Genomic DNA, 13,553 nt, shown 5'->3' on the forward strand with positions numbered 1-13,553 from the left:
AAGGCCATGACTGACTATAAAGCCACGCTGAATTTGCCGGAAACCGATTTCCCCATGCGCGGCAGCCTGCCGCAGCGTGAACCTGAGCGCCTGCAACAGTGGGAAGCCACGGGTCTTTACCAGAAGATTCGGGACTTTTCTGCCGGGCGGCCCAAGTTCATTCTGCATGACGGCCCTCCGTATGCGAACGGTGATATCCATATCGGTCATGCCGTGAACAAGGTGTTGAAGGACATCATCGTCAAGTCGAAAACCTTTGCCGGTTACGACGCCCCCTATGTGCCCGGCTGGGACTGTCATGGCCTGCCCATCGAGCACAAGGTCGAGACCATGATCGGGCGAGCCGGAGACAAGGTGGATCACAAGACTTTCCGCCGCAAATGTCGCGAGTATGCCCTGAAGCAGATTGACGGGCAGCGCACCTCGTTCAAGCGCCTGGGCATTTTCGGCGACTGGGACAATCCTTATCTGACGCTGGATATCAAGGTCGAGGCCGACATCATTCGGGCGCTGGGCAGGATTATCGAGAATGGCCACCTGCACAAGGGCTACAAACCGGTCTACTGGAGTGTGGTGGGCGAATCGGCGCTGGCCGAGGCCGAAGTGGAATACAAGGAAAAGACCTCGCAGTCCATTGATGTCGGTTATCCGGTGGTGGATCTGGAGGCACTCGGCAAGGCGTTTGGTGTCTCCACGCCGGAGGCCGCCAAGGTGGTGATCTGGACCACCACACCCTGGACCATTCCCTGTAGCCTGGCCGTCAGTCTGGGGCGCGAGCTGGAATATGCCCTGGTAGCAGCCAATGGCAGCCATTACGTGCTGGCCAGCGAGTTGGTCGAAGGCCTGGCCGAGCGGTATGGTTGGAGCCAGTACGAGATTGTGGCTACGGCTCGCGGCGATCAACTGGACCGTCTCGGCCTCAAGCATCCTTTCTATGGCTATGACGTGCCGGTACTGGTGGGCGATCACGTCACCCTGGATGCCGGTACCGGCTGCGTGCATACCGCCCCCGACCATGGCATGGACGACTTCCTGATCTGCCAGAAATACGGCATTGATACCATCAACCCCATGACTGATGGCGGCCTGTATCGGGATCATATCGAAGGCTTTGCCGGCGTCCATGTGTACAAGGTCGACCCGCTGGTGATCGAGCGCCTGCAGGCCCATGATGCGTTACTGGCGCATACCGAGATTCAGCACCAGTATGCCCATTGCTGGCGCACCAAGACACCACTGATCTACCGCGCCACGCCGCAGTGGTTCGTGTCCATGACCAAAAACGATCTGAGAAAGAATGCTCAGGAAGCAATCCCCGGCATCCGCTGGGTACCGTCTTGGGGTCAGCAGCGCATGGAAGGCATGATCGACCAGAGCCCGGACTGGTGTATCTCCCGCCAGCGTACCTGGGGAGTGCCCATCGCACTGTTCATGCACAATACCACGGGTGAGATTCATCCGCGTACGCCCGAGCTGATCGAGCAGGTGGCGCAGCGGGTCGAAGTCGATGGCATGGAGGCCTGGTGGGACCTGGACCCGGCCGAACTGCTGGGCGACGAGGCCGCAGACTATGACAAGGTCACCGACACGCTGGATGTCTGGTTTGATTCCGGTGTCACGCACCACAGCGTGCTGCGCAAGCGCCCGGAACTGGGCCAGTATCCGGCCGACATGTATCTGGAAGGCTCGGACCAGCATCGCGGCTGGTTCCAGTCTTCCCTGAAGACCGGGATCGCAATCAATGGCGAAGCGCCCTACAAGCAGGTGCTGACGCACGGTTTCACCGTTGATCCGAATGGCCACAAGATGTCCAAGTCACTGGGCAATGTGGTGGACCCGAAAGAGATCAACAACAAGATGGGCGCCGATGTGCTGCGCCTGTGGATCGCCTCGACCGATTACAGTGGCGAGATGACCTGCTCCGAGGACATCATCAAGCGTACCGGTGATTCCTACCGGCGGATCCGCAACACCAGCCGCTTCATGCTGGCCAACATGAACGGCTTTGACCCGGCCGCGCACAGCGTGGCGCTGGATGACATGCTGGCGCTGGACCGCTGGATGGTGCACCGGGCCGCGCAGCTGCAGGACGAGATTTGCCGCCACTATGACAACTACCTGTTCCTGAACGTCTATCAGCGGGTGCATAACTTCTGTGTGCTGGAGCTGGGTGGTTTCTATCTGGACATCATCAAGGATCGGCAGTACACCACGCAGGCCGATTCACTGGCCCGGCGCAGTGCGCAGTCCGCGCTGTATCATATCTTCAACGCCATGGTGCGCTGGATTGCGCCGATTCTCAGTTTCACGGTCGAAGAACTGTGGGAACACATGCCGGGCGAGAAGGCCGAATCGGTCTTCCTCAATACGTGGTATGACGGCGTGCGCCTGCTGGAAGACGACACCGAGTGGGGTGACGACTTCTGGGAAGTGGCCATCAAGGCGAAAGAGGGCACCAACAAGGTGCTGGAGCAGATGCGTTCCGAAGGCATGAAGGGCGGCAGCCTGGGTGCCGAGGTAACGCTCTACTGCACCGATGACATGCGCACTGTGCTGGAACAGTTGGGTGACGAGCTGCGCTTTGTGCTGATCACCTCGCAGGCGGCCGTCAAGCCGCTTGGCGATGCACCGGCAGAGGCACAGGACTCCGGCGTGGAAGGCCTGAAGGTGGTGGCCACCATTTCCGACAAGCCGAAATGTGTGCGCTGCTGGCATCACAGAGACGACGTCGGCGCAGACTCGGACCACCCGGACATCTGCGGGCGCTGTGTCACCAATGTGGCCGGCGATGGCGAACAGAGGCTCTACGCCTGATGGCAGCAAAGGGTTCGCTGATGCAGCGCTTCGGCCTGCAGCCGCGCCAGGCGCGCTGGCTGTTGATTACGCTGGCGGTGCTGGTGCTTGATCAGTGGACCAAACATCTGGTGGCCGCTCACATTGTGTTCGGTGAGCGGATCACGGTGATCCCGGGCTTCTTTGATCTGATTTATACGGTCAACCCGGGGGCAGCGTTCAGCCTGCTGGCGGACGCCGGTGGCTGGCAGCGCTGGTTCTTTACCGTGGTTGCCGTGGTGGTCAGTCTGGTGCTGCTGATCTGGTTGCTGCGCTTGCCACGTAATGCTCGCTGGATGCCGGTTACCCTGACGCTGATTCTCGGTGGCGCCATCGGCAATGTTGTAGACCGGATCCTGTATGGCCACGTGGCCGATTTCCTGCTGTTCTACTGGCAGGGCTATCATTTTCCGGCGTTCAATGTGGCGGATATCGCCATCAGCATTGGTGCCGTCATGCTGCTGGTGGATGCCTTCTGGCTGGCTCCGCGCCAGCAACACCAGGAGCAACAGAGCAAGGGCAGATCATAAGGTCATGAAGATCGAGGCGAATCATCAGGTCACCCTGCATTTCGAGCTGGCGCTGCCGGACGGTGAGATTGTGGACAGCAATTTCGCAAGCGACCCGGCTACCCTGATTATCGGCGACGAGAATCTGCCCCCCGGGTTCGAGCAGCGGCTGATCGGACTGCAGGCCGGTGAAGAAGCTTCCTTTGAAGTGCCGCCGGACGACGCCTTCGGCCCGCGCCGCGAGGACAATATGCAGAGCTTCAAACGCCATCAATTCGGGTCGGATTATCCGCTAGAGCCGGGTGTCGTCGTGTCTTTTGCCGATGCCGCCGGGGCCGAGCTGCCCGGCGTGGTTGTATCGCTGGACGGGGACTATGTTAAGGTGGACTTCAACCATCCGCTGGCCGGCAAGACCCTGACCTTTCGCGTTCGCATTGTCGCGGTCAACCCGGCCCCGGCGGCGGCTGACTGAATGAACCCGGAGCATAGGACCATGTCTGTACAGACCCACAAGCCCGACAGCGGCCCGCAAGCGGTCAAGCTGGCAAATCCACGGGGGTTTTGTGCCGGTGTCGACCGGGCCATTGATATCGTCGACCGGGCGCTGGAAATCTATGGTGCGCCGGTGTATGTGCGTCATGAAGTGGTGCACAACCGCTATGTGGTGGACAAGCTGCGCAGCCAGGGCGCCATCTTTGTCGACGAACTCGATGAGGTGCCGGCCGATCAACTGGTCATTTTCTCCGCTCATGGCGTGTCAAAAGCCGTGCAGGAAGAGGCCGCACGCCGCCAGTTGCGGGTGTTCGACGCGACCTGCCCATTGGTGACCAAGGTACACCTTGAGGTGATGAAATACAGCCGTGACGGCATGGAGTGCGTGCTGATCGGCCATGCCGGTCATCCGGAAGTCGAAGGCACCATGGGCCAGTTCAATGCCCGTGAAGGCGGTGCCATGTATCTGGTGGAAACCGTTGAAGACGTGGCCACGCTGCAGGTCGATAACCCGGAACGCCTGGCCTATGTCACCCAGACAACCCTGTCCATGGATGACACCGCACAGGTGATTGACGCCCTGCGGGAGCGGTTTCCGGCTATTCAGGGCCCGCGCAAGAATGATATCTGCTATGCCACCCAGAACCGGCAGGATGCCGTCAAGGCGCTGGCCGAGGCCTGTGATTTGGTGCTTGTTGTGGGCTCCCCCAACAGCTCCAATTCCAACCGCCTGCGGGAACTGGCAGAACGCATGGGTTGTAGGGCGTATCTGATCGACGAAGCATCACAGATTCAGGACGCCTGGCTGGCTGACCGGCCGGTGGTCGGTATCACGGCCGGAGCCTCTGCCCCGGAAGTGCTGGTACAGGCGGTGGTGCAGCACCTGCAGGATATGGGTGCCGCCCGGGTGGAAACACTGGACGGCACACCGGAAAATGTCACCTTCAGCCTGCCTCGGGAACTGCGTATCGACGCGCGCAACATCTGAGGGCCACCCCGCTGAGCGCAGAATGCTGTGAATGAGTTCACAGTTCGGGTGCCCCTTGACCGTTTATACACGGATTTCGACCGCCCACGCTTTTCCGCTCTGGTGATCTACTGCTGACCCATTTACTCTTTCACCTGTAAAAATGGCGTATGATGCCTGCGCAGACGTTAACAACAGGATGGGCTAGATGAGTAAGCAGCCATACAGCCGAGGCTTCAATATTATCGAGCTGATGATTACCGTCGCACTTGTCGGCATTGTCGCTCTGATCGCCATACCGAATCTGACCACTTTGGTCGAGAACCAGCGGGTACGTGCCGCCGCCAATGACCTGGCAACCGCCGTATCCCTGGCACGCAGCGAAGCAGTACGCGATGCAGCCAATATGCGAGTGTTGGCGCGTGATGATGGCGGACTGGACTTCGACAACGGCTGGTGTGTGGTAAACACGAATGATAACTGCACCAATAATTCGGTTGTCCGGCTCTACGACCCGCCAGGCAATGTCACTGTTGCCGTGCAGGATGTCGGGGGCTCTCAGGTGGAGTTTGATCGTCAGGGTGCTCGGGTAGCGAACAATACACCGAGATTCACTTTTCGGCCGCCCAACTGCGCTGCAGGCCAGCCTCGGGCACGGCAGGTTGACATCCGACCCTCCGGGCGGCCCATGGTGACGGAGGTAGATTGCTGATGAGATCAATAAAGTATTCACAATCTTCTTCCCGGCAGCATGGTGTGTCGCTGATCGAGGTACTGGTCGCTGTGGTGATTCTCGCCGTCGGCCTGCTGGGCCTGGCCGCCATGCTGGGTAATGCCATGCAGAGCAACCAGCATGCCCAGGGGCGCACTCAGGCTGTTTTTCTCGCCTCCGACATGATGGAGCGCCTGCGCGCCAATCGGAACAATCTGGATGACTATGCGCCGCTGGACTTTATGGGTAATGGCGTGGCCTGCGATTCCGGTTGGCAGCCTGATAATAGCGAAAGTATCGCGCAGAATGACATTGACGAATGGAGAAATTCGCTTCGTTGCCTGCTGCCGGCCGGCAATGGGCGAATTCAGCGAGATGGCGATACGGTTACCGTCACAGTGCGCTGGGTCGAGGTGGATGACCGGCACGGTGACCCCAACGACCCGGATCAAGCCACAGAGAGCATCACACTGGTGAGTGAGTTATGAGCAAGCGCAGGCAAATGTTGACCGGCAGGCAGCGTGCATCTGGCCTGTCACTGATTGAAATTCTCGTTGCCCTGGGTCTCGGCCTGGTGCTGATTGCCGGTGCCACCAACCTGTTTATCGGGTCCAGCCAGACGTTCAGAGCCAACGAGAGCTATTCACGCATGCAGGAGGAGAGCCGGTTTGCTTTCAACCGGTTGCAGCGTGATGGCCGCAGTGCCGGGTTCCGGAGCTGTTCCTCCAATCGGGTCAATCTGCTGAACAATGCCGGTTCCGGAGACCTGGACGAGCAATTGTGGTTTGATCTGCCGGTTATGGGTTGGGAATTCGATGATACCGGGCCGGACAGTGACGACGTATTCGAGATCGAAAACTTTGATTTGCCAGCGGACGGAGACAGTTGGAGCAACGGGGCAGGCGGGCTTCACCCTTCCCTGGTCGGCAATGTGGTCCGGGGCACCGATGTGCTGGTGCTCTCCGGAACCCGCAGACTGGGTGTGAATGTTGCTGGTGTCACCATCAACCCCAACAATGTGACGATTGATCTGGGGGCTGCTGCAAATATTGGCCAGAACGACCTGTTCATGATATCGGATACCGATTGCTCTGCAGGCAACCTGGTGCAGAAGAGGAATCAGGCGAACGATCGGATCACCATCAGTGCCGGTGGCAACAACCCGGGCAATTCTCAGGCCAGTCTGACCTACACCCCAAACCTCGGCATAGAAATCTTGCAGATCCAGACTCGTGCCTACTTTGTCGGCATGTCTGACGGTGAACCGGCATTGTTTACTCAGCGTCTGGAACCCAACGGCGGAGCGGCTCAGGAACTGATTCGTGGCGTCGAGAACATGCAGGTTCTCTATGGGGTGGCGGGTGGTTCCAATGCCGTGTCTGCGACTCAATACGTGCCAGCCGACAACGTGAACGACTGGTCCGACGTGGTCAGTGTGCGCCTGGCACTCTTGTTGCGCTCGCCGGACAATAGCAATCCGGATACCAATACCCGCACATACAATCTGCTCGGACTTGAAGTGGACCCGACGCCGGATACCGCTGCTGGGCCGGGCGGAGACAGGCGCCTCCGGGTTTTGGCTACTCAGACCATCGGCCTGCGCAACCGGTTGCGATAACTCGAGGGGAGAGCAATAGATGAGTGTTGATCGTTACAGTTACTCTCGGTTGTCGTCCCGCCGTCAGAGCGGCGCCGCTCTGCTGGTGGCTCTGGTGCTGCTGGTCGCAGTCACCTTGCTGGGTGTCAGCGCCATGCAGGGCACGATTCTGCAGGAGCGGATGTCAGCCAATCAGCGTGATGTTGAAGAGGCCTTCAATGCTGCCGAGATTGCCTTGCGCACCGGTGAACGCGAGTTGCTGGCCAATCCTTTCGATTTTCTGGGTGTCGGCAGCCTCGACAATCCGGGCGAGTGGCCGGCCGATGACAACCAATGGACTGATGACGCTGTTGGTTTTGAGCAGCTGGATGTCGGAGATATGCCGGCGGCCATGGCAACCGGCAATTATGCGGAAATGCCTCGCTATCACATTGCCGAACGTGGCGTGGTCTGTGCAACAGGGCAGGATGCCAGTGCCGAGTGTGACGAAATCTTCACCATCACGGCTCAGGGAACTGGGCGAACCACAAACACCTTTGTCGTATTGCAGTCGACTGTAAGAATTCGCGAATAATCTGGGAGGCAACTGTAATGCGGAGACTCAAGACTAAGATCCTGCAATTGGCGGCAGGTCTGAGCTGCTCCATTCTGCTGGCCACGTCCGCTCAGGCCAACCTGGCTCAGTCACCTCTGTTCCTGACTCAGGCCATTGCGCCCTTGGTCATGTTGAACATGTCCAACGACAATCAGCTTTTTTTCCAGGCTTACCCGGAATATGCCGACCTGACGGGTGATGGCAATATCGAGTTTACCTACACGCACAGCTTCGAGTATTACGGCTATTTCGATCCCAATCAGTGTTACAGCTACGATACAACCAACAATCGCTACTCGCCTGCAGGGGCCGCCATTGATGGGTATTGTGACAATGTTTCCGGCGGTGATTGGAGCGGCAATTTCCTCAATTGGGTGTCGATGGCTCGGATAGATGTGGTGCGCAAGATTCTCTATGGTGGCTATCGCTCGACAGATGATACCGACCTGACGGTGCTTGAGCGCAGCTACCTGCCCAATGACGCCCATAGTTGGGTCAGATATTACAATGGTGATGATCTAAGCAAACTGACACCCTACGGCACAACTGCCGACAGAGTGCGCACCGAAGACGATGGCCCACTTGCGTTCAACAGTTCGACCAGTTTCCAGATACCCTCCGGCTCGCGTAACGCGACCGGAGACCGACAAACCCTGACGTTGACGGGCTGGAATAATCAGGGTGATATCCAGATCGGTGACCAGATCCGGGTTTTGAGTACCCCTACTGGAGCGGCCAATGCTGCCACTCTGGAGGCAGTGGTCTACAGTCGGAGCTACAACAATAATCAGATCAGTGTACAGATTACCAATGTGACGCCTGCCAGTCGGGTGGGGGACACGCTGTCCAACTGGCGGATCGAAAACCTGTCGCGTGTCGGCGTCAGTTTCTGCAACACCACGGCCACTGACACGACTCGCTCGCAGAATGTCACCGACCCTCCGCTGATCAGAGCGGCCAGAGGGGACTACAGCCTGTGGACGGCCAACGAACGCTGGCAGTGCCAGTGGTCTGACGAAGAGAATCGCACCGGCACCAACTCCATGCAGGTTGGGGGTGTCAATTTCAGTAACGGCAACTACATGACAGCCTCCGGGTTGCGCGGCAACTCGGACAATCCGGTTCGCTCGGAAGTGGGTCTTGGCCAGCAAAACTATGTGGCTCGCGTTGAGGTCTGTAACGAATCTCCGGTAAACGGAGAAGCCTGCACCGAATACCCCAATGGTGAATTCAAACCGACCGGCCTGCTGCAGGAATATGGCGCTTCGGGAGACATCGATTTCGGACTGTTGACCGGCACCTATGACAAGAACCTGTCTGGCGGCACCTTGCGCAAGAATATCAAAACCTTCTCCGACGAGGTGGATGAAGACACCGGACAATTCGTTCAGCCGCTTGATGGAGATGGGGACGCAATCGGCTCCATTGTCGGCTCGATGAATGCGTTGCGTATTTATGGGTATAACCACGACACCGGTGTCTATACCGGAGCGGGCGATGACTGCGGAGTCGGTGTCAACAAAAGTGATATGGAAGACGGCAAGTGCATGAACTGGGGTAACCCTCAGGCCGAAATGTTTCTGGAAGCCGTGCGTTACTTTGCCGGAGAAGACCCGACATCGGCTTTTGAAGTCACCGACGACAGAATCAGTGGCCTGACCAGTGAAGATTGGGATGACCCGCTGAGCAATGACAATTGGTGTGCCAATTTGAACCTGGTGAACTTCAATGCCAGTTATTCCTCTTTCGATGGTGAAGAGCTTGATGGAATTTCTGATCTGAACACCAATGAGAGTGTTGACTACTGGACCAATCGGGTTGGTGAGGGTGAAGGGCTGCATGCGACAAATACGACAGCGTTTTTTGGCGGCGGCAATGCATTGTGTACCGCCAAGTCTCTCGGGTTTTTGGCAGACGTTACCGGCTTGTGTCCGGAAGCGCCCAATCAGGACGGCACCTACCATATTGCTGGCCTGGCGCACTATGCGTGGGCAGAAAGTATTCGAAATGATCTGCAGGATGCCAATGATGATCCGGCAGACGTTCACGTACGAACCCATGGTGTGGCGCTGGCCTCGGCCATTCCCCGTATAGACATCCCCCGCCCGGGCGAGACCGAACCAGCCGTGACCATACTGCCTGCCTGTGAAAACCAGGGAGACGGAGGGTTGCGCTGTGCCTTGACGGATTTCCGGGTAATCGATCTGGACACGGAGAACGGCACAGGCTCTTTCTTCATCCAGTGGGATGTCCACGAGTGGGGCAGTGACTTTGATATGGATATCAACGGTACCCTGTCCTACGAGATTACTGATGATGAGATTACCGTGACCACCCGGACCTGGGCAGACTCCAGTGGTCGATCAACCGGTTTTGGTTATATTACCAGTGGTACAGAGAAGGATGGCTATCATGCGCATTCCGGCATCAATAGCTATACCTATGAAGATCCGACCGGCGCAACTGACTGCGAGGATGGCTGCAGTGTCAATGACGATCCAACCAGCTACACCTATGAGCTGAGTGGTGACGGGCCAGCTCAGTTGCTGCGCGAGCCCCTTTACTATGCGGCCAAGTGGGGCGGCTATGACAAGAGCCGCGATTTCCCGAGTGATGTGTCCTCCTGGGACCGCAATGGCGATGGCCTGCCAGACAACTACTATTTTGCCATCGACCCTGCACGACTGGCCGAAAACCTGTCGCAGGTGTTCAGGGATATAGTGGAAACTTCAGATTCAGCAACTGCCGTGGCCACCAACTCTTCGCGCCTGGATACCGACACCAAAGTGTTTCAGGCCCAGTTCGACAGTGGCGGCTGGTTTGGTGACCTGCTGGCATTCGACTTTGTTGATCAGGACATGATGTGGAGTGCGGCGACGGAGTTACGTGAAAGGGCCAGTGCGACCAGAAGGATTCTGACCATGATCGATGGTGACGCGGAGTTTCTGGGTGCCACCATTCCCGCGGCGATGGATGTGGATGGCCTGGGGGATCAACGTATGGACTGGCTCTATGGTCAGCAGGTCCCCGGATTACGTGACCGTACCTTCAATTCACAGCGGGAAATTTTGGGTGACATCGTCAACTCGAATCCTCAGTTTGTTGGCAGAGCCAACTATGGTAACCGCTTGATCGGTGGCGCGGAGGGGAACAGCTATTCGATGTTTCGTGCCAACGAGGATTACCGTGACCGACCGGACATGGTTTACGTTGGTGCCAATGACGGCATGCTGCATGGCTTCAGTGTAGACAGTGGCGAAGAGTGGTTCGCGTATGTGCCTTCAGAGCTGTTGACTGAAGAGATGCCCGGTGAGGATTATGCGCCACTGGCCTACCTGTCGGATCCTGACTACGAGCACCGTTATTTTGTCGATGGCACGCCCATCGTTCGTGATGCTTATCTGGTGGATGAATTCAATAATGCTGCTTGGCACACGGTACTGGTTGGCACCATGGGTAACGGCGGTCGCACCGTATTCGCACTGGATGTCACCAAACCACAGGATGATTTCGACACGGACAATGTGCTCTGGGAGTTCACTCACGATGAACTGGGCTATGGTGTCACCGATCCTGAAATAGTGCGTCTGCCCAGCGGTGAATGGGCAGCGGTGTTTGGTAACGGTTATGGCACTGACAGCGGAGAGTCCGGTGTGTTTATTGTCAACCTGAGTGATCCTGAAGACTATACCTTTATCAGTAGCGAAAACGGCACCCCTGGGACACAGAATGCCATGGCGCCGGCAATGGTCACTGACTGGGGCAACAACAACCGGGTGGCCAGTCGCGGTTACGTCGGTGATCTGCAGGGGCGTCTCTACCGGATCGAATTCGATGATGATGATCTGGACGAGGCCACACTGACCCAGATTTTCCGAACACAAAACGGTAAGCCGATCACCGTCAAGCCGGTAGGTCAGCCACACCCGAGCCAGACCGGGGCCTATGTGGTGTCATTTGGCACCGGCAGCTATTTCCGCAATCAGGATCGACTGGACAACAGTGTGCAGGCGCTCTACGGCATCATTGATGATGGCAATGTGGTGAACTTCAATCAGTTGCTGCAACAGGAGATCATATTCCAGGATGACGTGGACTTTACCTTTGATGGCGAGGACGTCACCTTTGCGCTGAGGGCCACTACCGACCACCAACTGGACGAGAACAATCCGGAGCCCGGCTGGTACCTGAGACTCGAATATGACGGGACGAACGAGGGCGAGCGTGTGGTCAGCCGGCCCAGCCTGGCGCCCGGGGCAGGTCGTAATGCAGTGCGTTTCACAACCCTTATCCCTGATATTGATCCGTGCGGTATCGGCAGGACCGGTTATTTGATGGAACTCGATATCCTGACGGGCAGTCGGCCGGAAGCGCCCGTGTTCGATCTGGATGGGGACGGTTTGTTCGATGATGAAGACATGATCACAATCATCGTCGATGGTGAAGAAATCACGGTGCCGGTATCAGGGGTAGGCGGTGTGACTCAGGGCGAAGAGCTCAGCACCGTCCAGGATATTCAGGGCGTCGAGCAGATTGTGCAGCCGGTTGACCCTGATGATGACAACCCGGACCCGAGCCCTGGGCTACTGGGGGATCAGGGGTCCTCGGGTCGAATTGGCTGGGAGCAGTTGCGATGATGTTTTCACTGTGGAGGAGAACACCCACCATGCGGGACAGAGTCCGGTATATCCCCGGGTTCCGCGGGCCCAAACGGGCTCGCGGGGTGAACCTGATCGAACTGATGATCGTGGTTGGTATCATTGGGGTGCTGGCGGCGATTGCGATTCCCAACTACCAGACCTATCAGGAGCGGACGCGGCGGGCGGACGCGGCGGCGGACCTGATGGAACTGGCGCAGTGGCTGGAGCGCTATCGGATCAACAACAATACCTATGAACTGGCGACAGGTGTCAATCTGCCATTCAACACCAGCCCGCGGGACGGCAATACGGCGTTTTATACTCTGTCCGTTGACAATGATGAAACAGATCAGACCCGTTTCGTCTTGCAGGCTGTGCCCAATGCCAATACGGTACAGGCCAATGACAGTTGCGGCACACTGACGCTGAATCAGGCTGGCACGCGCGGCGCTGACGATACCGTCACCGAGTGCTGGCGCTGATCACTCCACACAGGCCTCACCCGGCTCATCATAGCGCTCGAGCCGGGTGCGGCCGGCCTGCGCAATGATGATGCGGGCCCTTTCTCCTGACTCGCCCGGAGCACAGAGTCGTACGTGACCCCCGGTTGCCCGGCGCGGGGCCCCCATCAGGTTATACTGGTGCCACGGCATATGGCTGGGATGCGAGCTTAGCCGGACATTGTCCGGCAGCTCAAACTGCCGGACAACCTGGTCCGCTGTATGAACCTGTCGGTTGTGGTTCGGGTCGCGGAAAACAACCAGCGGCCCATTGTTCCATTGCGGCCCGCAGGCACCGTCTTCGTCCAGCACACAGAGCGTAATGGTGGTGCGTTCTTCGACCGCGGTCTGCCGGGCCAGCCGGAAGGCGATATGCACCGTGTGCACACTGCTTCTGACTTGTGAGCCACTGACCAGATCACGCATCTGCTGACCGCCGAAGCTGGCTGTCAGGGCCAGCAGGCTGACCACCAGCATCAATTCCAACAGCTTGAAACCTTGCTGCCGTGAAGCTGCCTGAATCGTTCGCATGACACCTGCCTCCCTGGATGTCGTATCAAGATTGCGAGTCGACTCAGATTAGCGGGTTGTCGGTGCTCTGCCTCTAACCTCGGGTATAGACTTTCAGGCGCTCTTCTGCCGAATTGCTCCTGGCCCTTGGCAACTGTGACCGTCTGGCCGACAATACGGGCTCACTATTCCGGCCTCA

11 protein-coding genes are annotated in these 13,553 nt (G+C 57.9%); 10 read left to right on the plus strand and 1 reads right to left on the minus strand.

Features of this window, described 5'->3' with window-relative positions; all coding sequences use genetic code 11:
* Positions 1-6 precede the first annotated feature (6 nt).
* From ileS to LAT62_RS01140, 10 genes are all read left to right on the plus strand, one after another.
* Positions 7-2,814, plus strand: a complete 2,808-nt coding sequence (ileS, locus tag LAT62_RS01095) for an isoleucine--tRNA ligase (protein WP_293377599.1) — start codon at positions 7-9, stop codon at positions 2,812-2,814.
* Complete coding sequence (gene lspA / locus LAT62_RS01100; protein ID WP_293377602.1) at positions 2,814-3,362, plus strand: signal peptidase II; 549 nt, start codon at positions 2,814-2,816, stop codon at positions 3,360-3,362. Before ileS ends, lspA begins: the two co-directional genes overlap by 1 nt.
* A 4-nt stretch (positions 3,363-3,366) precedes the next feature.
* Entirely contained in the window at positions 3,367-3,813 is a 447-nt protein-coding gene (locus LAT62_RS01105; RefSeq protein WP_293377605.1) for a peptidylprolyl isomerase, read from the plus strand.
* Between the two features lie 21 nt (positions 3,814-3,834).
* Positions 3,835-4,821, plus strand: a complete 987-nt coding sequence (gene ispH / locus LAT62_RS01110; protein WP_293377608.1) for a 4-hydroxy-3-methylbut-2-enyl diphosphate reductase — start codon at positions 3,835-3,837, stop codon at positions 4,819-4,821.
* Between the two features lie 187 nt (positions 4,822-5,008).
* Complete coding sequence (locus tag LAT62_RS01115; RefSeq protein WP_293377611.1) at positions 5,009-5,512, plus strand: GspH/FimT family pseudopilin; 504 nt, start codon at positions 5,009-5,011, stop codon at positions 5,510-5,512.
* Positions 5,512-6,000, plus strand: coding sequence for a type IV pilus modification protein PilV (gene pilV / locus LAT62_RS01120; protein WP_293377614.1), 489 nt, complete (start codon positions 5,512-5,514; stop codon positions 5,998-6,000). The genes LAT62_RS01115 and pilV overlap by 1 nt, the downstream gene beginning before the upstream one ends.
* Complete coding sequence (locus LAT62_RS01125; RefSeq protein ID WP_293377617.1) at positions 5,997-7,130, plus strand: PilW family protein; 1,134 nt, start codon at positions 5,997-5,999, stop codon at positions 7,128-7,130. Before pilV ends, LAT62_RS01125 begins: the two co-directional genes overlap by 4 nt.
* 19 nt (positions 7,131-7,149) lie before the next feature.
* Positions 7,150-7,683 carry a PilX N-terminal domain-containing pilus assembly protein gene (locus tag LAT62_RS01130; RefSeq protein ID WP_293377620.1) on the plus strand — a complete coding sequence of 178 codons (534 nt, stop codon included), beginning with the start codon at positions 7,150-7,152 and terminating at the stop codon, positions 7,681-7,683.
* Between the two features lie 17 nt (positions 7,684-7,700).
* Complete coding sequence (locus tag LAT62_RS01135) at positions 7,701-12,341, plus strand: PilC/PilY family type IV pilus protein (RefSeq protein ID WP_293377623.1); 4,641 nt, start codon at positions 7,701-7,703, stop codon at positions 12,339-12,341.
* Positions 12,342-12,370: 29 nt separating this feature from the next.
* Positions 12,371-12,826, plus strand: coding sequence for a type IV pilin protein (locus LAT62_RS01140; RefSeq protein WP_293377626.1), 456 nt, complete (start codon positions 12,371-12,373; stop codon positions 12,824-12,826).
* Here LAT62_RS01140 and LAT62_RS01145 read toward each other — a convergent pair whose 3' ends face one another.
* Positions 12,827-13,375: a GspH/FimT family pseudopilin gene (locus LAT62_RS01145; protein ID WP_293377629.1), complete on the minus strand. Its 549-nt coding sequence runs from the start codon at positions 13,373-13,375 to the stop codon at positions 12,827-12,829. It lies immediately after the preceding gene.
* Between the last annotated feature and the right edge of the window lie 178 nt (positions 13,376-13,553).

This window comes from Natronospirillum sp. (assembly GCF_022565775.1).
Taxonomy (GTDB): domain Bacteria; phylum Pseudomonadota; class Gammaproteobacteria; order Pseudomonadales; family Natronospirillaceae; genus Natronospirillum.

Excerpts from the sequence above, each read along its gene's own strand:
- ispH (WP_293377608.1), top strand. The coding sequence starts at position 3,835 with ATGTCTGTACAGACCCACAAGCCCGACAGCGGCCCGCAAGCGGTCAAG.
- LAT62_RS01145 (WP_293377629.1), bottom strand. The coding sequence starts at position 13,375 with ATGCGAACGATTCAGGCAGCTTCACGGCAGCAAGGTTTCAAGCTGTTG.
- LAT62_RS01105 (WP_293377605.1), top strand. The coding sequence starts at position 3,367 with ATGAAGATCGAGGCGAATCATCAGGTCACCCTGCATTTCGAGCTGGCG.
- LAT62_RS01115 (WP_293377611.1), top strand. The coding sequence starts at position 5,009 with ATGAGTAAGCAGCCATACAGCCGAGGCTTCAATATTATCGAGCTGATG.
- LAT62_RS01140 (WP_293377626.1), top strand. The coding sequence starts at position 12,371 with ATGCGGGACAGAGTCCGGTATATCCCCGGGTTCCGCGGGCCCAAACGG.
- LAT62_RS01130 (WP_293377620.1), top strand. The coding sequence starts at position 7,150 with ATGAGTGTTGATCGTTACAGTTACTCTCGGTTGTCGTCCCGCCGTCAG.
- LAT62_RS01125 (WP_293377617.1), top strand. The coding sequence starts at position 5,997 with ATGAGCAAGCGCAGGCAAATGTTGACCGGCAGGCAGCGTGCATCTGGC.
- ileS (WP_293377599.1), top strand. The coding sequence starts at position 7 with ATGACTGACTATAAAGCCACGCTGAATTTGCCGGAAACCGATTTCCCC.
- lspA (WP_293377602.1), top strand. The coding sequence starts at position 2,814 with ATGGCAGCAAAGGGTTCGCTGATGCAGCGCTTCGGCCTGCAGCCGCGC.
- LAT62_RS01135 (WP_293377623.1), top strand. The coding sequence starts at position 7,701 with ATGCGGAGACTCAAGACTAAGATCCTGCAATTGGCGGCAGGTCTGAGC.
- pilV (WP_293377614.1), top strand. The coding sequence starts at position 5,512 with ATGAGATCAATAAAGTATTCACAATCTTCTTCCCGGCAGCATGGTGTG.